24 protein-coding genes are annotated in these 22,775 nt (G+C 65.3%); 12 read left to right on the top strand and 12 right to left on the bottom strand.

Annotated features, from left to right (window positions below):
• Positions 1-106: 106 nt before the first annotated feature.
• The 4 genes from ACGFNJ_RS42350 (at position 107) to ACGFNJ_RS42335 (ending at position 5,246) form a co-directional block, all read left to right on the top strand.
• Positions 107-943, top strand: coding sequence for an SDR family oxidoreductase (locus ACGFNJ_RS42350; protein ID WP_393462004.1), 837 nt, complete (start codon positions 107-109; stop codon positions 941-943).
• 93 nt (positions 944-1,036) lie between these two features.
• Positions 1,037-2,086, top strand: a complete 1,050-nt coding sequence (locus ACGFNJ_RS42345) for a 3-oxoacyl-ACP synthase III family protein (RefSeq protein ID WP_393462002.1) — start codon at positions 1,037-1,039, stop codon at positions 2,084-2,086.
• Positions 2,087-2,089: 3 nt separating this feature from the next.
• Entirely contained in the window at positions 2,090-3,025 is a 936-nt protein-coding gene (locus ACGFNJ_RS42340; RefSeq protein ID WP_393462000.1) for a hypothetical protein, read from the top strand.
• A gap of 229 nt (positions 3,026-3,254) precedes the next feature.
• A complete protein-coding gene (locus ACGFNJ_RS42335) occupies positions 3,255-5,246 on the top strand; it encodes a LuxR C-terminal-related transcriptional regulator (RefSeq protein WP_393461998.1) in 1,992 nt (663 codons plus the stop codon).
• A 268-nt stretch (positions 5,247-5,514) separates the two neighbouring features.
• Here ACGFNJ_RS42335 and ACGFNJ_RS42330 read toward each other — a convergent pair whose 3' ends face one another.
• On the bottom strand, positions 5,515-6,042 hold the full coding sequence (locus ACGFNJ_RS42330) for a hypothetical protein (RefSeq protein ID WP_393461996.1): 528 nt from the start codon (positions 6,040-6,042) through the stop codon (positions 5,515-5,517).
• A 277-nt stretch (positions 6,043-6,319) separates the two neighbouring features.
• Here ACGFNJ_RS42330 and ACGFNJ_RS42325 point away from each other — a divergent pair, with 277 nt between their 5' ends.
• Both ACGFNJ_RS42325 and ACGFNJ_RS42320 read left to right on the top strand, forming a co-directional pair.
• A complete protein-coding gene (locus ACGFNJ_RS42325; RefSeq protein ID WP_393461994.1) occupies positions 6,320-7,330 on the top strand; it encodes a hypothetical protein in 1,011 nt (336 codons plus the stop codon).
• Between the two features lie 153 nt (positions 7,331-7,483).
• Complete coding sequence (locus tag ACGFNJ_RS42320) at positions 7,484-8,119, top strand: LysE family translocator (RefSeq protein ID WP_393461992.1); 636 nt, start codon at positions 7,484-7,486, stop codon at positions 8,117-8,119.
• Here the strand turns inward: ACGFNJ_RS42320 and ACGFNJ_RS42315 are convergent.
• Entirely contained in the window at positions 8,030-9,595 is a 1,566-nt protein-coding gene (locus ACGFNJ_RS42315) for a carotenoid oxygenase family protein (protein WP_393461990.1), read from the bottom strand. The two genes, ACGFNJ_RS42320 and ACGFNJ_RS42315, sit on opposite strands and share 90 nt — an antisense overlap.
• A gap of 91 nt (positions 9,596-9,686) precedes the next feature.
• Here ACGFNJ_RS42315 and ACGFNJ_RS42310 point away from each other — a divergent pair, with 91 nt between their 5' ends.
• The 3 genes from ACGFNJ_RS42310 to ACGFNJ_RS42300 all read left to right on the top strand — a co-directional run bounded on the left by ACGFNJ_RS42310 (position 9,687) and on the right by ACGFNJ_RS42300 (position 11,780).
• Positions 9,687-10,313 carry a TetR/AcrR family transcriptional regulator gene (locus ACGFNJ_RS42310; RefSeq protein ID WP_393461988.1) on the top strand — a complete coding sequence of 209 codons (627 nt, stop codon included), beginning with the start codon at positions 9,687-9,689 and terminating at the stop codon, positions 10,311-10,313.
• A gap of 130 nt (positions 10,314-10,443) precedes the next feature.
• Positions 10,444-11,124, top strand: a complete 681-nt coding sequence (locus tag ACGFNJ_RS42305) for a TMEM175 family protein (protein ID WP_393461986.1) — start codon at positions 10,444-10,446, stop codon at positions 11,122-11,124.
• A gap of 95 nt (positions 11,125-11,219) precedes the next feature.
• A complete protein-coding gene (locus ACGFNJ_RS42300) occupies positions 11,220-11,780 on the top strand; it encodes a DUF6790 family protein (protein ID WP_393461984.1) in 561 nt (186 codons plus the stop codon).
• A 117-nt stretch (positions 11,781-11,897) separates the two neighbouring features.
• On the opposite strand, the gene ACGFNJ_RS42295 is transcribed toward ACGFNJ_RS42300, so the two are convergent.
• The 10 genes from ACGFNJ_RS42295 to ACGFNJ_RS42250 all read right to left on the bottom strand — a co-directional run bounded on the left by ACGFNJ_RS42295 (position 11,898) and on the right by ACGFNJ_RS42250 (position 20,554).
• The gene (locus ACGFNJ_RS42295) at positions 11,898-12,602 is read right to left on the bottom strand and encodes a cupin domain-containing protein (protein WP_393461982.1); all 705 of its coding nucleotides are present in this window, start codon (positions 12,600-12,602) and stop codon (positions 11,898-11,900) included.
• A gap of 92 nt (positions 12,603-12,694) precedes the next feature.
• Complete coding sequence (locus tag ACGFNJ_RS42290; RefSeq protein ID WP_393461980.1) at positions 12,695-12,847, bottom strand: hypothetical protein; 153 nt, start codon at positions 12,845-12,847, stop codon at positions 12,695-12,697.
• A gap of 11 nt (positions 12,848-12,858) precedes the next feature.
• Positions 12,859-13,290 carry a VOC family protein gene (locus ACGFNJ_RS42285; RefSeq protein WP_393461978.1) on the bottom strand — a complete coding sequence of 144 codons (432 nt, stop codon included), beginning with the start codon at positions 13,288-13,290 and terminating at the stop codon, positions 12,859-12,861.
• A gap of 676 nt (positions 13,291-13,966) precedes the next feature.
• Complete coding sequence (locus tag ACGFNJ_RS42280) at positions 13,967-14,650, bottom strand: GAP family protein (RefSeq protein WP_393461976.1); 684 nt, start codon at positions 14,648-14,650, stop codon at positions 13,967-13,969.
• A gap of 47 nt (positions 14,651-14,697) precedes the next feature.
• On the bottom strand, positions 14,698-15,675 hold the full coding sequence (locus ACGFNJ_RS42275) for an acyl-ACP desaturase (protein WP_393461974.1): 978 nt from the start codon (positions 15,673-15,675) through the stop codon (positions 14,698-14,700).
• Positions 15,676-15,684: 9 nt separating this feature from the next.
• On the bottom strand, positions 15,685-16,443 hold the full coding sequence (locus tag ACGFNJ_RS42270) for a sigma 54 modulation/S30EA ribosomal C-terminal domain-containing protein (RefSeq protein ID WP_393461972.1): 759 nt from the start codon (positions 16,441-16,443) through the stop codon (positions 15,685-15,687).
• A 337-nt stretch (positions 16,444-16,780) separates the two neighbouring features.
• Complete coding sequence (locus ACGFNJ_RS42265) at positions 16,781-17,035, bottom strand: hypothetical protein (RefSeq protein WP_393461970.1); 255 nt, start codon at positions 17,033-17,035, stop codon at positions 16,781-16,783.
• Between the two features lie 134 nt (positions 17,036-17,169).
• Positions 17,170-18,072, bottom strand: coding sequence for a universal stress protein (locus ACGFNJ_RS42260; RefSeq protein WP_393461968.1), 903 nt, complete (start codon positions 18,070-18,072; stop codon positions 17,170-17,172).
• An 88-nt stretch (positions 18,073-18,160) separates the two neighbouring features.
• Complete coding sequence (locus ACGFNJ_RS42255; protein WP_393461966.1) at positions 18,161-18,763, bottom strand: hypothetical protein; 603 nt, start codon at positions 18,761-18,763, stop codon at positions 18,161-18,163.
• Between the two features lie 78 nt (positions 18,764-18,841).
• The gene (locus ACGFNJ_RS42250; protein ID WP_393461964.1) at positions 18,842-20,554 is read right to left on the bottom strand and encodes a SulP family inorganic anion transporter; all 1,713 of its coding nucleotides are present in this window, start codon (positions 20,552-20,554) and stop codon (positions 18,842-18,844) included.
• Positions 20,555-20,680: 126 nt separating this feature from the next.
• Between ACGFNJ_RS42250 and ACGFNJ_RS42245 the strand changes: the two genes are divergently transcribed.
• From ACGFNJ_RS42245 to ACGFNJ_RS42235, 3 genes are all read left to right on the top strand, one after another.
• The gene (locus ACGFNJ_RS42245) at positions 20,681-21,193 is read left to right on the top strand and encodes a hypothetical protein (RefSeq protein WP_393461962.1); all 513 of its coding nucleotides are present in this window, start codon (positions 20,681-20,683) and stop codon (positions 21,191-21,193) included.
• Between the two features lie 14 nt (positions 21,194-21,207).
• Positions 21,208-21,735, top strand: a complete 528-nt coding sequence (locus ACGFNJ_RS42240; RefSeq protein WP_393461960.1) for a flavodoxin domain-containing protein — start codon at positions 21,208-21,210, stop codon at positions 21,733-21,735.
• Between the two features lie 154 nt (positions 21,736-21,889).
• A complete protein-coding gene (locus ACGFNJ_RS42235; RefSeq protein ID WP_393461958.1) occupies positions 21,890-22,768 on the top strand; it encodes a universal stress protein in 879 nt (292 codons plus the stop codon).
• Positions 22,769-22,775: the final 7 nt, after the last annotated feature.

Raw genomic sequence — 22,775 nt, 5'->3', positions numbered from 1 at the left:
CTGCGGAATTCCGCAAATGTTGTTCCCGTGCAGCGTCTTTCAGGCCCACGGTGACCTCAGTTCGGTCACCCTGACCACCCGAAACCGTGTGGCAGGGTGGTCGGCTATGAAGACGATCCTGATCACGGGGGCGACATCGGGTATCGGCCTCGCGGCCGCACAACAGTGCGCTGCGAGCGGACATCGACTGGTGCTCGTCGGACGAAATCCGCGGAAGCTGGCCGATGCGGCGGCGACGGTTCGAGCCGCAGGCGCGGGCGGCGTGGACACCCTCGAATGTGACTTCGCCTCGCAGGATTCGGTCCGTCAGCTAGCCAAAAGCGTGCTGGCGCAATACGACCGACTGGATGTGCTGGCCAACAATGCCGGCGGCTATCACAAGGATCGCGTCGAGACCGCGGACGGCATCGAGACCACGTTCGCGGTCAATCACCTCGGCGGCTTCCTGCTCACCGAACTGCTCACCGATCTGATGGTGCGCAGCGCCCCCTCGCGCATCCTGTTCACCTCGTCGGTACTGCATTTCGGCGTCAACCTGGATTTCGACGATCTCGGCTTGCAGCGAAAATATTCGGGCGAGCAGGCATACAGCCGATCCAAGCTGGCAAATATCCTCTACGCCAAGGCATTGGCGCGCCGCCTCGAGGGAACCGGCGTGACGGTCAACGCCTTTCATCCCGGCGCGGTGGCGACCGGGATCTGGGATTCGCTGCCGTGGTTCGGGCAGCCTGTGGTCGCACTGGCCAAGCGCCTGTTCATGATCACCGTCGAGGAAGGCGGTCGGGCGCTCACCTATCTCGCGACCGATCCCGAGGTGGACGGGGTCACCGGCGCCTATTTCCAGAAGAACCGCATCAAGACTCCGTCGCGTCGTGCGCAGGACGACGCGCTCGGACAGCAACTGTGCGAGGTCAGCGCGACCCTGGTCGAGCCAACCGGCTAGGCGCAGTTGCTGTATGCAGTCCGCGACAACGTTGTCGGAAGTCCAAGCGACACAACTTGTTTGTCATCGACTGATCTGCAGAAAGCAGGGGCAATGCAGCGTACGCGTTTCGAGTCGATCGGCTCGTACACTCCGGAAACCGTCCGTTCCACCGAGGAATTGATCGACAGCCTGGCCGTGCCGAGGTCACTGGATCTGGAGCGGATCACGGGGATCAAGAATCGGCGGGTCTACGACTCGCATCCGGACCGCTATGAATCGTCTTTCGCATTGGCGCTCCGGGCCATCGACGATTGTCTGCGACATTCCGACTACCAGGCGGATGAACTCGACATCATCATCTCGGCCTCCATCACCCGCACGCGCGGTAAGGAGATCTTCTGCTACGCACCGGCATTCGCGCTGATGCTGGGCAACGAGATCGGCGCGACGTCGGCCCGGCATTTCGACGTCTCGAACGCGTGCGCGGGCATGATGACCGGGGTGCTTGTGCTGGATCGGATGATCAAGGCGGGAGTGGTGCGCAACGGTCTGGTGGTCAGCGGCGAACAGATCACGCCGATCGCGGAAACCGCGGTGCGGGAGATCAGCAAGCCGTACGATCCGCAATTCGCGGCACTGACCGTCGGCGACGCGGCGGTGGCCGTCGTGCTCGACGATCGCGGCGACGACCACGACGAAATCCACTACGTCGAACTGATGACCGCCGCCGCCGGGGCTGAGCATTGCCTCGGCATGCCCAGCGATCAGTCCGCAGGCATCGCGCTCTACACCGACAACCGCGCCATGCAGAGCGAGGACAGGTACATGCAGGCCATCAACCGCATCGACACCTTCCTGAAGGAGACCGGGCGCACCTGGGAGAGCGAGAAATACGACTATTGGATCAATCATCAATTCAGCGGACCGGCCATCGATTACATCGGGCAACTGACCGGGCAGCATTTCGGCACGCCGATGCCGCAGACCCTGAATGTGTTGCATGACTACGGCAATACCGCGTCGACCTCGCATTTTCTGGTGCTGCACGAGTATCTCGGGCAGCAGAAAATTCCCAAAGGATCGAAGATCCTGATGCTTCCCGCGGCGTCCGGGACCGTCTCCGGCTATCTCGCCGCCACCGTCTCGCGTCTGGAGGCCTGAGCCATGGGTACCACGATTGTCGCGGCCGCGGCGAACACCGATCTCGACACCGGCAGCTACTTCGAGCTGGCCGCTCGCGCGTCCCGTGGCTGCCTGGCCGGCTCGGATGTTTCCGTCGACGAGGTCGGCATGCTGATCAACGTGGGCGTCTTCCGGGATGACAACATTTCCGAGCCCGCGGTGTCGGCACTCATACAGAAACGGATCGGCATGGGTCTGGAATACCAGCCTGGCCGGGTACCCGCGTTCTCGTTCGACCTGATGCACGGCGCGACCGGCCTGCTGCACGCCATCACCGCCGCGGAATGCTTCTTGGTCACCGGCGAAGTGGAGTACGCGTTGCTCGTGGCGGGCGATACCCACCCGTCGACCGAGCGCTACGTCGCGGGATTCCCTTACACCACGGGGGCCGCCGCGATCCTGCTCGGAAACTCCCCCGCCGCAGGCGGTTTCGGTCGACTGCATACCAAGGAGACCGACGGGCAGGCTGACCCATCCGCCTGGGTCGACCTCGGTACCGTCGGCGCGAACGGCCGCTCGGCCATGCGCGTTCGGCACGGCGTTGCGGATCCGATCGAGCTCGCGGCGTCGACGGTGCGTGACTGCATGGACGACGAAGGTCTCGACGACGATGATTTCGCCGAGGGACGAGCGGTGCTGCTCGCACCGGCCCCAGCGCCCAGATTCCGGGCGCGCCTTGCCGAAACGTTGCGGCTGCAAACGGAATCGGTGGTCGGTCTCGCCCCGGCGGTCGGCGATCCGTACACGGCGGCGCCCGTCCACGCGTATCTGAACGCCCGGAAATACGGTGTGCTCGGCACGGCCGACACCGTGCTGTTCCTGGCCGCCGACGAAGCCGCGGCAGCCTGTCTCGCCTACCATCCGCAGCCGACGGCCGTGGTGAGCGCGGCAGGTGTTTCAATAGGCGAAAGACGTTGATGTTACTTGGATTCCGACATTCGCGTCGGAATTGTGCGGGCGATCTTGTTGCCGGGATTCGATGACAGGTCGCCGTCGGCGACCTACGCTATTGGCACCGGCTGGATCAATGGGGCATCCGGAAACGCCCCTGCTGCGACGATGCCGCATCTTCAGTGCACCCGAGTTTCTCTCTTCGATGGTGCCCTTCCACAGTCGGGCACACCTTGTCGACGAAGGGAGCTCGGGTATGCACCAGCAGATCTCGCAATCGGAGGTCGGCCAGGCCATGGCCGTGCTTGGCAACGCCAGCACGGTCGGCTTGGTCGCTGAACTGCTCGCCGCCGACGAGACAGCGGTGCGGACGGCCGTACGGCGCCTGGCCGTCGGATCGTCCGCGCGGGCGTTGTTCGATCTCGACATCGGTGCTCGAATCCTGCGTGACACCCCGGCGCAGGTCCGCAGGGAATTGCACTGTCGTGCCGCGAAGCTGTTGCACGACAATGGGTTTCCTGCAACTACCGTAGCCGAGCAGCTGGTCGCGGCCGGTGCCGCCGATTACCCGTGGGCGGCCGAGGTGCTGCTCACCGCCGCAGCGGAGGCGTTGGCCAACGACCAGATCGACCGCGCGGTGGATCTCTTGGAGCTGGCCTACCGGGCGACGCGTGACCCCGCCGATCGCGCCGCGATCGCCATCCGCCTGGTGCGCGCCGAATGGCGGATCAGTCCGTCGAATCGAACTCGGAACTACACCCGGGTGCGCGCGGCCGTTCGCGCAGGCCGGGTGCCCACCGCGCGACTACCCTCCGCCGTCATGTTCCTGCTCTGGCACGGCCAGGTGCAGCATGCCGATCAGGCTCTCGGCCAACTGGATTGCGGTCGCCTCGACGAGGCGACGCCCAAGGTCGACTTCCTGTGTGCGTGGCTGCGGTCCTCGCATCCGCCACATGCACAGCGGCATCAGCGGCTGCTGGCGGCGCAGGCACGGCGGCGTCCGGCGATCGCGGCGCGACCGTCACCGCACGTACTCGGCGCGCAACTGCTGACCGGCCTGTTCACCGGGCGGCCGCTCGACGAAACAGTCACCCTCGCCCAGCGTTTGCTCACCTGCCATCGGCTCGCCTCGAGCACAGTGGAAACCCTTGCGGCGGCGGTTCATTGCCTGATCTACACCGACCGGTTGGATACCGCGGCGGCCTGGTGCGACTCGCTGCTGGCCGAGGCCGAGGCGCGTCAGGCTCCGACCTGGCAGTCGATCTTCGCCGGCCTGCGCGCGGAAACCATGCTGCGCAAAGGCAATGTGCGGGCCGCGGCCGATGATGCGGTGCTCGCGCTGAATCATGTTCCCGCCGAACATCTCGGCGTCTGGATCGGGACCCCGATCGCGGCGCTCGTGCGCGCGCTCACCCTGGCAGGCAGGCACGCCGACGCTGAGGCACAACTCCAAAGACCCGTGCCCCGAGCCATGTTCGAATCCCGGTTCGGCCTGCCCTACCTGCATGCACAAGGCCACCACCAGCTTGCCGTGGGGCGTGCCGACGAGGCGCTGCGCACGTTCCGCCGCTGCGGATACCTGATGCGCCGCTGGCACATGGACTTTCCCTGGCTGGTGCCGTGGCGCAACGACATCGCCGCCGCCCACCTCGCGCTGGGCGACTCCCGGCATGCCCGCTCCGTCGCGACCCGTCATCTCGATCTGCTCGGCGCCGCGAGCCAGCATCGCACCGGCGGCGTATCGCTGCGCTTGCTCGCCGCGACCGCCGACCGGTACCAACGCGTGCGTTTGCTCCGCGACGCCACGGCAATCGCCCGATCCGGCGGCTGCGACCTCGAATTAGCCACGGTCCTAGGCGAACTCGGCGCCGCACACCGCGCCGTCGGCGACCACGACAAGTCACGCATGCTGATCCGCGAGGCAACCCGCCTCGCCGAGTCCTGCGGCGCCGACACCCTGCTCCACGACCTACTCGGCCACCGCCCTCATCACCCCCGACAACCCATCTCCCGACTAAGCACCCACCCCAACGGTCCCGACACCCTCAGCCCCGCCGAACGCCGAGTCGCCGAACTCGCCGCCAACGGCAAACGCAACCGCGACATCGCCGCCGCCCTCGACATCACCACCAGCACCGTCGAACAACACCTCACCCGCGTCTACCGCAAACTGGAGATCGCCCGCCGCACCGAACTAACCTTCGTCTTCGGCACCCACCCGAAAACCGCCGTCACCGCAACCCACTAATGCTGGGGACCAACCGGCCTGGCCATGTGAGCCAGCAGCTCGGACAGCTTCGGTCCACCGGTCCACCGGTCGGCCTGGAGCCGCGCGGCACTACGAACTGTGATCGACCTTCACCCTGGTAGTTCACTCGCAACGAAACGTTCGAAGGACAACGCGAAACCCTTGAGTGGATTAACGATCCAGCCTGGCAAACCCTACGCGGCAGGACCGACAAGCGAAGGCGAACCGAGCTGGTAGTGATCGTGACTAAGCCGTGCGGCCGTGTCACTTAGTGGGATTCGAGTGGATCGAAGTTCCACTTGCGTGGGAGTTCTGTATCGCAGACGGCGCAGTAGAAGTGCTCGTCTTTGACGAGATTCCGCTGCCGGCAGTGGGGGCAGGAGCGGAACACAACCGGGTCGGTGAACTGACCGGGATGGGCCAGGCCGGCGAGATCGAGGGTGTCCGCGACCGCGAACCAGGAGTCCGGGTCCGGGCAGTAGCCGGTCGACTGGTTGCTGATCGAATCCACCACCCAAACACCGCGCCGGAGCTCGAAGGCGATTTCACCCGCGCCCAAAACCGCTGCGCCGCCGGCACAAACGACGTGTTCGCTGCGCCTCGGCGCCAGCCGAAGCAGACCGTCCAAACCGACAATGTAGGTGAAGGGCTCCGTCGACTCATCGGCGTGCTGCGCAGCTAGCCAGGTCACCAGGTCGACAGATGATTCGATCGGCTGCCCCGTACCACCGGGCCGCACCTCGGCCAGCAGGTCCGCAGGGCCGACGTACTCGTAATGTCGCCGTGCACCGTCCACCGCGTCAATCTACCGTCCGACCTCCGGACCGTGCTCACAGCGAAGCGACCGATAGTTCGCCGTAGCGGATGCCCCGAAAGACCGCCGATACGAATGCCTCTACCGATGCGGGTGGCACACCTATCTGAGCACTGTTTACCGAAGCGCGTCCAACAGGTCCATGGACCGATGCTCGACACGGATAAGAAAGGTAAAGCGCAGTGTCCGTTGAGGTTTCGGTGGTCTCCGAGGCAGTCGCAAACCGCGGAACCGTGCGGTGCGCTGAGGTGACCGTGCGATGACGGCGCAGGAGCGGTCGGACCCCAGGCAGCAAGAGATCATTGCGATCCTTTCCCGCTTCACCGGCTATCCCGACCTCCCCAATGGCCGCCCCTGCGGTCTCTTGGCGTACATGATCGCCAACTCCGCGAGCCCGGTGACATTTGTGCAGCACGCGGACGGGCGAGTCGGCAGAGCACGAGATCCTGCGCTCCGCGGCGGTCGCGAGCGGCAGTACATCATCGACGTGCCGCAACTCGACCCTCGTTCGGCCAGTCCGCCGACTCTCTACTACGCCGTGATCGAGACCAATCCGGTCGGCATTGCGGTCCCGACGTTACCGAAGGGAACGCAGGACGCCATTGCGCAGAAGGACGGCGCACACATGGTGGTCGAGTTGGGGCAGAAGCGGCAACTCGTCGAGCTCCTAAGAACTTTCGGTATCGAACCGGACCTGTGCGGCTTCGATTACCTCGCAGACCCTCGCAAGAGACGGGAAGCCGAGCTCGATCGGTTGCACATGCTGGTGATCGAAACGTTGTTGGCCCGTGGCTACGACGTCGACATCGAATCGACGTTCCGCGCCGCCGCACGAGAGACCAAGGAAGAGCACGGATTCGATTTCGACAGAGAGCGGCCGAAGATCTCCAGGGTCGACATGTTCATCGAGCAGGCATTCAGCAAACGTCGCCCGGAAAAGGAGATCGAGCACTATATCTACGCGGCGCACGTTTCCGATTTCGACGAGACCCTGCCGAGTGTCAGCCGCATCACCGAAGACAAGGATCCACGCCGTGAGGGCGAAACATACTTCGAGCGAGGCATGTTCCTCACGCTTCCGCAGATGTGGCAACGGTTCCGTGCGGCGTTCGGCGTCGCCACCGCCGCGCCGTCGAACTCCGCCGCGGACTCGGAACTCAACGCGACCATGAGTCGCCTGCGCATGCTGGGCAGGATCGAGCGGAGACTGGTGCCGGTCCTCCGCGGACAGGGGATCGAAGTGGACAGCCCGACCGCACGCAGTCGATAGCGATCAGACAGCCGACCTTCGGTGCCGTTTCCTGCATCGGTGCCAGCATGACCCGGTGAACGCGGGCGACAACACTGCGATCCAGCGTGGTCGGCACAGGCGTGCAGCAGTGACTGCACTGCGCACCGGCCAAGGTCGGCCTAGGCTGCGTGGATGGTGCCCGTTTCCAATCTTGTGGCCTGCATCGTGGCCGCGTTCGTCATCATCGTGATTCCCGGCCCGAATGTGTTGTTCGCCATCGGAAGAGCGCTGGCACACGGTCGTCGACAGGCATTGCTGTCGGTGCTCGGCGCCACGCTGGGTTCGACTGTGCCGCTGGTGGCCGTCGTGCTCGGGCTCGGCGCGGTCCTCGCCGCGTCAGCCATCTTGTTCACCGCCGTCAAGATCGCCGGTGCCGCCTATCTGATGTATCTGGGCGTCATGGCAATTCGCCACCGCAAAGAATTGGTCGGCGCACTCGAATCCACGCCCGGCGAATCAGATACCGGCCGCATGGTGCGGCAGGGCTTCGTGGTCGGCGCCACCAATCCCAAGACGATCGTATTCTTCGGTGCAATCCTTCCGCAGTTCGCGACGCCCGAAAACGGTGCACTACCAGTGCAATTGCTGTTGCTCGGCGCGATCTGCCTGACCATTCAGGTCATCTCCGACACAAGCTGGGCGTTGCTCGCAGGCACCGCCCGCTCGTGGTTCGCCCGCTCACCGCGACGCCTCGAGGCGGTCGGCAGCACAGGCGGAGTCATGATCATCGGTGTCGGCGCGAGCGTCGCGTTGAGCGGAAACGCCTGATCGCTCACCACGGTCGAGTTCACGAACCGTGCGCGCGCACCGTGTCGGTTGGGCGATGCGGTGGGTGAATGTGCCGTGGAATCCCCAGGGGATGTGGTGGTCGAGCCAGGCGGTGGCGAGGGGTCCGCACTCGGGATCCCGAGCATCGAGAATCAATAGCTGCGAACGGTTTTCGGTGAGTTGGTGGTTGAGCGCCAGTAGCCAGCCGTCGTCCTCGGCGGCGTCGGGGGTTCGGGGGACGAACAAGGGTTCGCCGACCGAGCTGGCGCCGAGTTCGCAGCTGGTGACGGCACCGGTCTGGTGGTCGACCTTGATCACCGCGTTGAACACTCCGGCAGGGCCGCCCGCACCCGCGAGGTAGCTGTAGCGGTGTTCGCGGGTGCCGCGACGCCAGTCGTATTGCGGAAATTCACCTGAGCGGTTGGTGAGCTCGCGTTCGATGACGGTGCCGCCAGGGGTGATTCGGTATTGCATGAGCGTCGAGTCGGGGAACTGCGGCGTGTCCAGTGAATCGAGGTTGACCATGCCGGTCATGCGCCGGAAGTCGTTCCATTCGGTGTCTAGCCGCACGAGTTCGACCACGACGTCGTCGCCGTGGTCGTAGGCATTGGTGACGTGGACGTGCAGCAGTGCTTCGTGCTCGACAATGCGCGGGCGACCCCCGCTCCTGGGGACAAGTAGGAATCGAGTTCCCTTGGCGGGCTTGAAGTTCAGCGAGTCGATGAACGAGTGGGTGGCCAGCGCGAGCTTGGCGATGTCGGGCAGGATCGGGTCGAGGACGAACACCAGATAGCGGCTGGTGAGGGCGAAGTCGTGGTTCCACGGCAGGTCCAGCATCGCCACGGTGGCCAGCCGGTGCAGCCGTCCCGCGCGGTCGATACGGTAGGTGCGGATGCGTGGGGTGGGCAGCAGATCCAGCCCGAAGTTGTACATGTCGCCGGTGACCGGATCCCATTTCGGATGCGCGGAGAACGCGCCCAGAAATCCGAGCCTGCCGTCGAAGTCGGTGGGGCCCAAGGTGTCCAGGGTGTCGGGGTCGATGCGGTACGGGTTGCCGAGTTCCCACAGGGCGAGCAGACCGCCGTCGTAGTTGACGATGTTGGTGTTGGCCACGTTTTCCGGTAGCCGCCCGATATTGGCCAGCGGTCCACCCGGAATCTGTTCTCCCACACCGCGATAACGGATCCGATCCGAGCGTTGCCCGTGCTGGAAGTGGCGGGTGCGGACATAGCGGTTGCGGAATCGCACCGAGGTTCCGTCGAGCACGAATTGGGAGATCATGCCGTCGCCGTCGAACACGTTGTGCAGCAGCGACTTTCCCACCTGATGCTTACCTGGGCCGATGCGGTAGAGGGTGCCTCGCAGATCCTTCGGCAGCTGTCCGTCGATCTGCTCGATTCGGTAGTCGAGCTCGTCGAGCAGGGGTGCGGTGACCTGATGGTAGGCAGTCTCGGCGGTGGGGCGGGTGTGGGTCATCGCGGATTCTCCCTTGAATCGCTAATCTGATGACAGTCGTCATCTGATGACGTATGTCCGCAAATGTAGGAGAGTGCCTAGAGTGTTGTCAATGACGACCCCGGCCATCCGCACCTACGGTGGTGTCAGCGCCGCAGACCGCCGCACCGATCGCCGCGTCCGCCTGCTCGCCGCCGCCCGCACGACCTGGGGCGAATCCGGAATCGGCGCGGTCACGGTGCGCGGGGTCTGCAAAACGGCTGGGCTCACCGACCGCTATTTCTATGAACACTTCGCCAACCGGGAAGAGTTGCTGGCCGCGGTCGCCGACGAAATCCGCGATCAACTGCTCGCGATCCTGGTCCAGGCAGGCGTCTCAGCCGAGGGTTCCGCGGAGGACAAGCTGCGCGCCGCGCTTCAGGCGTTCCTGGAAACCGTCGCAGGCGATCCGCACATCCACCGGATCGTCGCCAGCGATCCCGGCGACATACCAGCACTCGTGCAGCGGCGGCACGACGTGCTCGCCACCATCGCAGACCTCGTCGTCGCCCACTCCCCCGCGGTCCTCGGCGTCGTACCCGATCCCCCCTCGCTGCGCCGCGCGGCCATGTTCATCACCGGCGGCGTCAATCAGCTCATCGAAGGCTGGCTCGACAACACCGTCGACCTGACCGCCGCCGAACTCGCCGCCGAATGCGCGCAGATGTGCATCAGCGTCATCGGCAACTCCCGCGCATAACCCTTCCAGCACACGGGAATTCACTTCCTTGCCCGCCTGGACAACCGCCCGGGTCTTGGACCGCCTGGGTGAGCGCAATCTCACCGCGAACCGCTCCTGCGCGGCGAGTGGGTACCCGGTAATCTCCCCGGTGCTCGACGGCATGCGCCCCACCGACGGAGGCTTTATGAGACCGCAAACTGATGCCAACCTCTCGACGGAAGGCTGGGACCCACATCGAATCGGCGCGTTCGCCGATGCTGTTATCGCGATCGCGATAACCCTGCTCGTCATCGAGATCAAGCGGCCGGAGGGCGAGGACCTGGACGATCCGCACGCCCTGGCTGCCTTCCTCTCGCACGAGCGGGCGTCCTTCGTGGCGTTCGTGCTTGCCTTCTTCCTACTGTGGTCGGTGTGGCGCCGCCATCACACGCTGATATACGAGGTGCACCGCCTTGACCGGCACACGCTTGCCTGGCATGCGCCACTACTGCTGTTCGCCGCGCTCCTGCCTTATGTGACAGCGGTATTCGGCCATGCGCCGGACAACCGGCTCGCTGTCTGTCTGTTCGCGGCAACGGCTGCTTTGCTTTTTGCCAGTGAGGCCGTTGTGAAAGAGCTGGCCGCTCGCGGCTCGGTCCTCACCGAAGCCACGACCCCAGCCGACCTGCGGTCGAGTGCCGATGCGTCCTTTGCGGTCGCCGCAGTCTTCACCGCTACCGCGGCATGCGCCTGGCTGACGTCCTACGTATGGATCCTGTGGTTCCTGGCCCCGCTGTGCGCAACCTTCGGCGGACGCCTGATCACCAAGGCCCGCTCGATCGGCCGGTGAGCCGAACCCACAGCGCACCAGGTGATTCGGGAGCCCTCCGGGTGATTCCGACAACAGTCTTGCATGGTTAATATTAACCATGCAAGACTTGAGGTATGAACTCGATCTCGTACCTCGCCCAGACCGCTTTCCCGCTGATCTGGCCGCTCATCGCGGTTGTCGGCGCACTGATCCGCACCCGGCACAGCCCCTCCCGTGCCGCCGCGCTGGAAACCTGGCAGCGGTGGTGGGCCGTCGCCGCACTCGGGTGCGGCAGCCTGTGGATGACGATCGCGTTCCTCACCGCACCGGACGTGATGGCCACCGCGATCGGCTTCAACGCGAGCCCGTTCCAGTTCGAAATCGCCTTCGCCAACCTCGGACTCGCCGTCATGGGATTCCGCGCCGTCTCGGCCACCGCCCGCGAGCGCATCACCATCGGCCTCGGCGCCGGCATGTTCCTGTGGGGCGCGCTGATCGGCCACGTCTACCAATGGTTCGCCAACGGCGACCATGCTCCTGGCAACACCGGCGGAGTTCTGGTGTGCGACTTGCTGTTTCCGGCAGTCATGATCATTCTCGCCCGCTACTCGCAGCGACTGTCCGCCAACGAGCAGCTCGTGACTGCGGCTCTCGCGGGTGTTTCCTCGTATGAGGCCGCGGACAGGAAGGCATGAGCAAGGCAGTGGTGGTCGGTGGCGGAATCGACAGCGATCCGCGGGTAGTTGACCCGCGGACCGGTGCGTGTGGCGAGGCCTGCGTGTGGCGACCGCCAGTCGGATGGCGCGCGGTGGTCAGCGAGGGCGTTTGGTGATGACGACCGGCTTGATATCTGTGGGGATCTGGCCGAACGCGGTTTCGGGGACGCCGAAGCAGACGGCGAGGACATCGCGAGGGATGGAGTTGAGCGTGCCCACGATGCCGATATCGTCGTTGGGCTCCTGAGCACTGGTGTTGAACATGACCAGCACTTCCAATGTGGTGTCGGTGGTGTGGTTTTCGAAGTAATGGAAGTAGCCTTGCGGCGCGAAGACGAGATCACCCTTGTTGGCTTCGAACACGTCCCTGCGGTAGGTGCCGTCAGGATGCGTGCCGAGGATGGTCCACCGAGTGGTGCCGGAGATGACGTAATTCAACTCCCAGGCGGTGGGATGCCAATGCGGTTCGCGAATACCGCCCGGCTCCAACCGGACCAGATACACCGACCCCTGCTGACCGGCCAAGACCGGAAAGTTGCCTTCGTGCGCGCCCTGCAGCGTGCCGCCGTCGAAACGCAGAGGTTCCTCGGCATCGAGATGGAACAGGTGCGACGCCGTACCGAGGTTGTTGTCCAGCTCCCCCGCATTCGGCAGCGCCGAGGAGTTGGTTTGCCGTGCCCTGGCGGCGGCGAAACCGAGACCGGAACCCACGGCGGCGCCGCCGAGCGCGGCCACACCCGCGCCGATCGCCGCCCTCCGGTTGGGCTGGGCGGAATCTTCGTGGTTCGGGGTTTCTGTCATGGGGCACAACTCCCTTCCGAGATACCCTGCGGACCGTATTTCGACCTGCCCTGGACAATATCGATCGAGCCGGTGTGCTCGGCCCGCTGCGCCTAGAACCGGCGCGTCCGCTGTTCGCGGACGTGGCTGCGACCGAAATCCTCTTCGGCGTGCCTGTCGCCGTCGGTCACCGCCGGAATGACGGGCTCACGGCTGGCTCGTGCCTGCGGGAGCCGGTCCACCACGGCAGTGGCGACCGCCAGCATGATGATCGTCGTCAGACGGCGAATACCTGGGAGTCGTCGGCGAATGCCTTGAACTCCAACGCATTACCCGCAGGATCGAGTAGGAACATGGTCCACTGCTCGCCGGCCTGACCCGCGAACCGCACATACGGCTCGATCACGAACTCCGTGCCAGCGGCCTGCAGCCGCGCGGCGAGCTCATGAAATTGCGGGATCGTCAGGATCAAGCCGAAATGCGGGACCGGGACATCGTGGCCGTCGACCGGGTTGTGGATACGCTGCGGTCGAGCCGGTGCCAGATGGGTGACGAACTGGTGGCCATGCAGATTCCAATCCACCCAGGTCTCCGCGCTGCGCCCCTGCGGAAGGCCGAGCACCTCGCCGTAGAACCGCCGCGCGGCGTCCAGGTCGTCGACCGGCACGGCCAAATGGAATCGCGGAATCGGAGAGTCGAGAACGGTCATGGTCACAACCCTATTCGTCCGGCGACCGCAGATGGCCCCGGCCGAACAGTGTCGATCAACGTGCCAGAGGTATCAAGCCGCGACGATGCTGTCCGGCACGAACGCGACCCCAGACGTGACTCGTCGTACGGGTCCAAACCACACAGCGTGGGAACTGGCGGCGGCATCGGTCTCGGTATACGGGACCGTTTCGGGTGAGGGGGCACTGGTGTAAGTGGCTTCTCGCACGATGCCGCCACCAGTGCCCCTTGATCATGGTCTCCGCATGGTTGCTGGGTCGGGGAGGTGCCCGTGGCCTCGGTAAGCACGATGCCGCAGCTTTCCACGAAAGTCGCTACCCGACTCTCACTCTGGATGAGGTTCGCATCGCCAGCTGTTTCGTTATACCGGACTCCCTGAATGACCCTGTGCGGAGACCGGATTCACCAACTAAGGCGATGCACAGGTGACACCGCGACGGCAAGCCGACGCTCGCCGTCGCCATTCCCAACCTCCTGCGCCAATTTCTCTGCGCTGGAACGTAGACGGGCGCCCGCGTACGGTAGCGAGACGTTGTCGCTGCCAGTACTCGGGTGATAGGTCCTTGGTCGGCATCCTGGATCACTGACAGCAGGAGTCGCGCGCGAGTCTTGGGGTCGGCCGTCGGGACCCGCACGGAGCCTCGATCACCAGATCGCTACAGCGACGAGTAATTTCGGAGTCCGTCCGCAACGAGCACGACTCCGAAAATCAGGAACAGGACGCGAACCGACATGGGACCGAAACGCCCCAGCATCCGAACAAGAGCGCGGTAGAACCGCTGGGCGCTGACAGAGCGACGTGTCGAGGTGAACAGCACCAAAATCGGGGGAAGTAACGCGATCAGGCAGTACACACCCACGATCAACGGCCACAGTGCCGGTCGCGGTTCTCGCACCGAGAGCATCGCCAACGCCGCGAGGTACGGGACCGCGGTCGGCGCCTGTCCGAGGCCGACGCCGGCACCGACCAACCCCAGAAGCAACGGTCGTCGACGGGCCGCAATCGCCCAAGGCGGTATCGCTCCGACTGCGCTGTCCGGCAACCGAATACCACCGAGAACCAGTAGCACCGCACCGACGACGAGCTCCGCCCAGTACCGAACAGTCGGCGTGAGGTCGAAGGCGACAAGATCTGTCAAAAAGCTCAGACCGAGCACCGTACAGATCCCGAAAGCGGTTGTGACAACGAAGATTCCCGCGATGAAGCTCAACGCTCCCGGAACCGGCGAGCGACGACCCAGTCGGCTGTCAACGACCACCGCGGCGGTGATCCCCACGTTCAGAACGTGAAGGGAATCGAGGAAGGCAAACCCTGCAAGTGCCAGTAAGAAGATCAGCATGACACCACCGACACTACGACAGCCACCGACCAGGCCGGTTCACGGCGTCAGCGAGCTGGTGCTCGACCGGACCGAGCTCGCTCTCGGGCCAGTGAACGGTCTCGCTGCTCCTCGAATTTGGGGATCCGCACCTGGGCGAGGTCGTCGAGGTAGGCGGCGAGGCGCTCGCGGATCTGCTCGCCGCGGGCACTGAAATCGGTGCGGCCGAAGATGTTCCATTGTCGCAGCACCGGTGTCAGCACCTCCTCCAGGTGTTGGCGGAGATCGTAGACGCCGTGTTTGGCCATCAGCACGCCGTGGCGGCGAAAGTTCGGCATGCCTGCACCGGGCATCCGGAAGTTCTGCACGATCGCGTCGATCGCCTCGATCGCTTGATCCGGCACCAGATCCAGTGCCGCGCCGCAGACCGTTCGATAGAAGATCATGTGCAGGTTCTCGTCGGCGGCGATGCGCTGCAACATCTTGTCCGCGATCGGGTCCTGGCACACTCGGCTGGTATTGCGGTGGGTGACCCGGGTAGCCAATTCCTGAAAGCTCACGTAAGCGACCGAATGCAGGAAGCCCGCACCGCTGTCGACCTCGGCGGCGGTCGCGCCGGAAGCAAAACCGTTGGTCATGTGGACCATTCGCGCTTCTTCGAGCGCGACCGGGTCCACGCCGCGGGTCACTACCAGGTAGTCGCGGATGACGGTGCTGTGGCGCATTTCCTCCGCGGTCCAGCGGCCGACCCAGGTCCCCCACGCGCCGTCACGGGAGAAGTTCTCGGCTATCTCCCGGTGATAGGAAGGCAGGTTGTCTTCGGTGAGCAGATTGGTGATCATGGCCGCCTTGGCGACTTCGCTTAGCTTCGATTGCTCTGCCTGCCAATCGATTCCGCCAAGCAGGGCGAAGTTGCGGCCCGCTTCCCACGGAATGTAGTCGTGCGGGTGCCAGTCCTTCGTCATCGCCAGATGCCGGTGCACGCAATCTTCGGCGATCGGCTCCAGCTCGGTCAGGATGTCGCGTTGAGTCAGCTCGCGCGGCAATCTAGGTGCCTACCTTTCGGTTTCGGTGGATTCGGCGGGTGCGATCAAGGCGAGGTCGCCGTCGTAGCGGCGATAGAGCAGCCGTCCTCGGTCGTCACTCGGATCGGTGTAGAACAGGAACGGCAAGCCGTAGCGGCACAACCGATCTGCGGCTTCGTACGCGCTGAGAAACGCGGTCGGATACGGATTGACGGTGAGCGCCAACGGTTCCATGGAGGCAGGCGGCCCGAGCCGATGTTGCCTGGCAAGGCGCACGCCCCGCGGGCCAGCACGGTAGACAACGGCGTCCATCTCGGTCTCGGCGTCGGTGAACAAGTGGACGTCGTAGTCCATTGCCTCCAGCACCGCGGTCGCCTCGGCCACCGTTGCGCTCGACAACGCGCACACCTTGCGGCGCACAATCGGACGAAGCTCGGTGGGCAGCGCCAACTGCGGGCGCTGCGGATCAGGCCACCGCGGCCGCTGTGCGCCTGCGGTCACTCCGGCGAGTATCCGATCCAGACGTTCGGCGGCGAACGTCGTCGCGAACCGGCCGGGGCCGACCGCCTGCGCACGGACCGGCATCGTCCCGAAATCGAGGTTGACCTGCACCAGCATCGGCCCATCTGCGCACGGCGCACTGCTGATCCGCATCCGCGCACTGCCATCGATACGGTGTCGCCACATGATCCGCTCGATCGCGCAGATCGCCTGGGCGAGCTGTCCATCGCCCACTGAGCCATGGGTCGAGACCAGGATCGGTATGGCGTGCGCCTCGGTCGACCTCACTTCGGAAACAATCATGGATAGGCCCGCTTCCCACTTGGTCCGGCATTTTCAGCGGTACCCATGTCACCACCGAGATCATTCGTCAAGCAGAGCCGAAGGTCCCTGGAGGTAGGGACCGACTACCCGACAAAGACCTTTCGCGGAGCAGTCCGACCGACCGCCGGAGGGGCTACGACATGCCTCACCGTCGGAGCGAAAGGCGATCACCACAACGAATCCGCTCGTCCCTGCAGATGCGCAGAAGCTGCCTCGGTCACGAACGCATGCTCCAGATGCACGCCGGGGTGGTTGATCGCCTGATGCCGTCGAGCGATCGACGCAGGAGCGGCATGCCGGGTCAAGAAGGGCCGGTGGAATCACTCCATACCGGCCCAGCGCCCAGCAGGCGTTGCCGGGCGAGCCGCTCTCCGAGCTCGGGCATGGCACCAGGCGGATTGCCCGCTAGATCGTCGACGCACCGCCGAACCACCTGCGCCACCCACACTCTGAGGAACCGGCCATCGAACTCCGAGCACAGACGCTCGACCGTCTGGTCGAACACATGCGGATCGATCATCCGAATCGGCTGATGCGCCGTCGACACGTTGGTCACGGAGACAAGCCTGCCAATCGTGCCCCGCGGTGCGGCAGAGCCGAAGGACCCTGGGTTGCATGACCAATAACCTGAGTCAAAGACTGGTACCGCTGATGCTGACCGTGTCGGTCAACTGTGGACGTGAACAGCGGTCAACGCTCGCGGACAACAATCATCGGCACCTCGACTGAATGCAGCAATACGTTGCTGGTGGAGCCGAGCAGCATGCTGGTGAATCCGCCCCGTCCGCGGCTGCCGACGACGACCAGCTGACTGCTGGCTGATTCGTCCAGTAGGGAGCGAGCCGGCTGGTTGGCCACCACGATTCGGCGCACGGCCACGTCAGGGAAGCGTTCGGTGTAACCTGCGAGGCTTTCTGCCAGGGCGGCTTGCGCGGATTCCTGTGCGGCGTCCCATCCAGGGACAGGCACGTCAACGCTGCTGACATCACTCCACGCATGCAGCGCGGTAAGGCCGACCTTGCGTCGTGACGCTTCCTCGAAGGCGAGTTCGAGCGCGGGAACGCTGTTGCTGGTGCCGTCGACTCCGACGAGCACCGGTTGGCCCGCGGACACCGCGTCGATGGCCGAGATCCCGTGGATCACCGCGACCGGGCAGTGCGCGTGGTGGGTGGTGGCGGTGCTGACCGAGCCGAGCAGTCCGCGCTGGAACGCGCCCATCCCCCGGCTGCCGACGACAAGCATCCGCGCGTGTGCGGAGCGTTCGATCAGCATCGGCGTGATCAGCTCGAAGCAGACCTCGGTGGTGATGGGCGGTTCGTTGCCCGGTGCCGCGGTACGGGCGATCCTGGTGGCCTCGGCGAGGATTCGCTCCCCGTCGTTGCGCAGCCATTCCAGGTCGGCCTCGCCAAGAGACATGCCTGGCCCGAATCCGGTCTGGATCGCCATCGAGATCACCACATGCAGTCGGCAGTGCCGGAGCCCGGCTTCCACCGCAGCCCAGGCCACCGCCTGGTACGAGCTCGCGGAGCCGTCGACGGCAGCCAGTATCGGGGCGTCGAGTCGCGTTGGCTGTGAAGAGCTTTCGGTGGTCATGACATGCCTTCCTTCGACATCGGGCTGCTGTGGTGGGTGTCGGCGAGCAGCGCCATCCACCACTGTGGGCCGTCCCCGTACCGATAACTCATTGCCTGTCCTCTCTGATCGGACGGCTGAACTGCCGCCACTCGTATGCCCATCGGGCGCTGCGACGTACGTCGAGCAGCCATCCGATGCCGCGCACCATGGACCAGCCGACGAGCCAGGTACTGACGAGCACGAGGACACCGACACCGATGCCCGTCATCGCGGCAGCGGCAGGCTTACGTGGTTCGGTCGTCGGCGCGCCGTCCTGGCCCAACCAGATCGTGATTTGTGCGTCGGCCCGCACGCCGCGGGGCACCTGCACGACTGCGGTGCCACGAACACCGTTGTCGTCCCACCGCACCCGAGCGTGATATTCGTACGTCGCCACCTTCGCCGGATCCTCGGTGAGCACCGCGTTGGTCCTGTGTTTTGTCACGTTCTCGGTGTGGATCTGCGCCGCGCTCTCGGTGTAGGCCGCGGTGCCGAGCGCACCCGCCACGGGCACAGCCACGATCACTGCGGCCACCGCGACGAGGCGCAGCAATGCTTCGAACCGATCCGACTTGCGCAGCAACGGGTTCGGACTCCACGGCTGCCGCGCCCACCAGCAGATCACCTGCCGCCATGACGAGTGGATCGGGATGATCACGTGTTCGGACATCGCCATTCACCTCGTTTTCGGCGTCTACCGTCGATAACGAGCATCCCGCTCAGCTGCGGGCGAGAGCAGAGAAGAAGGTCACCCGGTGGGCGGGCCGTGTGGCCCTGAATTCTGTTCCGCTTGAAAGGCCGCGACCGCGGTGGGCAATGTGGGATACAGGCGGTGCGCTCCGATAGCAGCGGTGAGACCGGACGCGTCGAGGTCGTCGCGAAGGTCCTGTTTGACCCGCGCCATGGCGAACACGATGCCCTGCGCGGCCAGATCTGTGCGCAACTGCTCGACCGCATCGAGGGCAGTGAGATCGACTTCGACATTGGCCTCGGCGTTGAGCACGAACCAGCGCACAGGCTCGCCGCCTCGTTCGGTCCACGACTGGACGGCGGCGAGTGCCCGACGGTGGAAGTCCTCGGCGTTCGCGAAGCACAGCGGGGCGTCGTAGCGGTAGATCACCAGTCCAGCAATGGGTTTCGCAGCTGGATAGTCATCGATGTCGTGCATGCCCGCGAGCCCTGGTACGAAACCGAGAATGGCGTCGTGGCCGCGGGCGATCCGCCGAAGCAGATCGAAGATCGACAGCGCGATCGCCACGAGCACGCCGTACAGCACACCTAGGGCGAGCACCGCGGCTACCGTCCCGAGCGCGAGGATCAGCTCGCTGCGCCGGAATCGCGCGATCCGCCGGAACTCCGTCAGATCGATCAGTCGCGTCGCCGCGTAGATCACCAACGCGCCCAACGCCGCTGTCGGAAAGGCCGCCAAAACGCCACGGGCTCCGAACAACACCGCGAGCACGCCACCGAGCGCGACAACGGAGTACAGCTGCGTACGCGCACCCATCAAGTCGGCGATCGTGGTCCTGCTTCCACTGCAGCTCACGGGAAAACCGTGCATCAAGCCGGCCGCCACATTGGTCGCCCCCAGCGCGGCGAGTTCGGTGTTCACCTCGACGCGCTCGCCGTGCCGCGCAGCGAAAGCCCTTGCGGTGAGGGCATTGTCGGAGAAGCCGACGACCGCGATGCCAACGGCGGGCAGGATCAGCATCCCGATGTCCGCGATCGAGACCCCGGACAGGCCGGGCACCGGTACCTCGGACGGTATCGACCCGACAACTCGAATACCGAAGCGCTGCAACGAAAACACCGCGACAACACCCGTGGCGAGCAACACCGCAAGCAACGGGCCCGGCACGCGCGGTGTCCGCCAGGCCGCCAACAGCAGACCACACAGCACCGCCGCGGCAAGCACACTCGTCTGCCAGTGCCATTGTCCGAGGTTCGTGACGAACGAATACAGCTGCGCGAAAAGAGATTCCCCCTCCACCCGGATCCCGGTGACGCGCCCGAGCTGGCCGACGATCATGATGCCCGCGGTGCCTGCCAGATATCCGACCAGCACCGGTTTCGACAGCAGATCCGCCAGCACCCCCAGCCTGGCCACGGCCGCCACCAGGCACAGCCCACCGACCAACAGGGCAAGCACCGCCGCGAGCGCGGCATAGCGGGCGGGATCCCCCAGCGCGAGCGGCGCAAGCGCCACGGCGGTGAGCAACGCGGTCGTCGACTCCGGCCCCACCGACAGTCGCCGCGACGTGGCGAGCAGAGCGTACACGGCCAACGGCCCGATTGCCGCCCACAGCCCCACCACCGGCGGCAGCCCCGCAACGGTCGCATATGCCATGACCTGCGGAACCAGATAGGCGGCCACCGTGATCCCCGCGACCACGTCGGACCGAAGCCACGCCCGTTGGTAGCCCTCGAATTGCCGGAGACCCGGTAGTAAGCGTGTCAGCACAGTTCCAGCATTGTGCGCTTCGCGCTCCGGCGAGACGGCCGAAAGTCACCGATCGCGACTTCCGGCCCGCGAGCAAGGGACGTCCTGCCCTGCCTCAGGCGCACCCGGACAGGAAACAGTGGGGAAATGGCACTCACAACATATGTACGACAGATAGGCACACGGCAGGCTGTGCTGTGCCTGGTCTCCGGTTTCGTCGCGATCTGGGCGTTCGCGGGCGCCCTCGGTCTGATCACCGGGGTGATCAGCCTCGGGACCAGCATCGATAACCAAATCCCTTTCCACAGCCCGGTTTTCGGCGGCGTGATGCTCGCTGTCGTCGTCGGCGTGCCGATGCTGACGACCGGTGTCCTCGCGATACGAGCGGACGAACGAACGCCCATCGCGGCGATAACGGCGGGAGCCGCGCTCATCGGCTGGATTGCGGTGCAGGTGGCGATCATCGGCGAACTCAGCTGGTTGCAACCGGTCTGTGTCGGCTTCGGCCTGCTGGTCCAGTTCCTCGGTATACCGGGCAGCGGCCGCGTCCCCAGCTCGCCGCCGAGTGGTGGCCGAAGGTCCCTCGGTCAGCGTCGGTTCGGCACTGTGCGCCAACGGACCGCGATCGTAGCGTCAGTGACGAACCGTTTTCACAGGTGATTGAGGAGACCGAGATGCGGTCACGAGTCGTATATGAATCCATGTTCGGCAATACCGCCGCTGTTGCTGAGGCCATCGCCGCTGGACTGCGCACGCAGGGCACGGTCGAGGTGCTGACGGTCGCCGAAGCCGCGAACACGCCCGCGCCGACTGTCGACCTGTTGGTGGTCGGCGGTCCGACACACGCCTTCGGGTTGAGTAGAAAGCGCACCAGGCTCGACGCGGCCGAACATACCGACAAGTCCATTGCCGTCGAGATCGGCATCCGGGAATGGTTGGACGCGGCCCTTCCAGTCACCACAGGCCGCCGCGCCGCGGCCTTCTGCACCAAGGTCGCCAAGCCGCCATGGCTGCCGGGCTCGGCCGCACACGGCGCGGGTAAACGGTTGCGCCGCCTGGGATATGAGCTCGCCGACGACCCGGCGGACTTTCTCGTCGATGGGATGACCGGACCGCTCGCCGACGGTGAATTGGCCAGGGCACAGGCCTGGGCCGAACGCCTTGCCTATACCGAGCACGACCGCCTCGCTCATCGCCACTGAACGCACTGCCTGACCTGCAACCGACTGCGGCCTTTGCACCCACGTCTTCGTAACCAACGACAGACGCGCCGGGCCACGCCTGATTCATCAGCCCGGCGCTGGTCACCCACTCGCACCGACCACCCACCGCAAACCCGGAAAGGCTCGAATCACTATGTCCCCCAACACCATCAATCCACCGGTCCTCGTCGGCACGGACGGCTCCGCCGCCGCCACCGACGCCGTCCGCTGGGCTGCCCTCGACGCGGCTCGCCACGGCGCTCCACTGCATATCGTGCACGCGATCGACGCCCCGGTCGACTACGGACCTGGCCTCGCCTTCACCCATATCGACTACGACGCCTACCGGAAATCGGGCGCCGCCATCGTCGCCGCAGCACGCGACGCCGCAGCAGCGGCGGCCGCACCGATCGCCGAGATCGACATCAGCACCTTCGTGGTCGAGGCACCTTCGATCCCGGTACTGCGCGACCGGTCCCCGGACGCGCGCCTGCTCGTCGTCGGCACGCACGGATACGGCGTCATCCGCCGGGGTCTGCTCGGCTCGGTGAGCACGTCACTGGCCAGGCACGCGATGTGCCCGGTCGCCGTGATTCCCGAAGCGAAGGACGGTGCATCCGAAAATGCCCACGGCCCAGTGGTTGTCGGCGTGGATGGCTCAGCGGGCGGTGCGCACGCCCTCGATGTCGCGTTCGATGAAGCGTCTCGCCGCGGTGCGCCTCTGCTCGCGGTGCTCACCTGGTCGGAATTCAACCGCTACATCGCACGCACGGACATGCAGAAGGAGACGGAAACGCTGCTCGCCGAGACCATCGCCGGCTACCAGGAGAAGTATCCCGATGTCCGAGTGTCCCGGCTCGTCGCGGAGGCACGCCCGGCCAAATCCCTGCTCGACACCGCCGAACTCGCCCAACTGCTCGTTGTCGGCAGCCACGGCCACGGCGGCTTCCCCGGAATGACCCTCGGCTCGGTCAGCCAAGCCGTACTACACGGCGCCCACTGCCCGGTCATCATCGCCCGCTCACCGAACTGACCCGGTC

Source organism: Nocardia sp. NPDC049149 (genome assembly GCF_043197455.1).
In the GTDB taxonomy this organism is placed as follows: Bacteria; Actinomycetota; Actinomycetes; order Mycobacteriales; family Mycobacteriaceae; genus Nocardia.
This window is presented reverse-complemented; position numbering and strand designations above follow the sequence as displayed.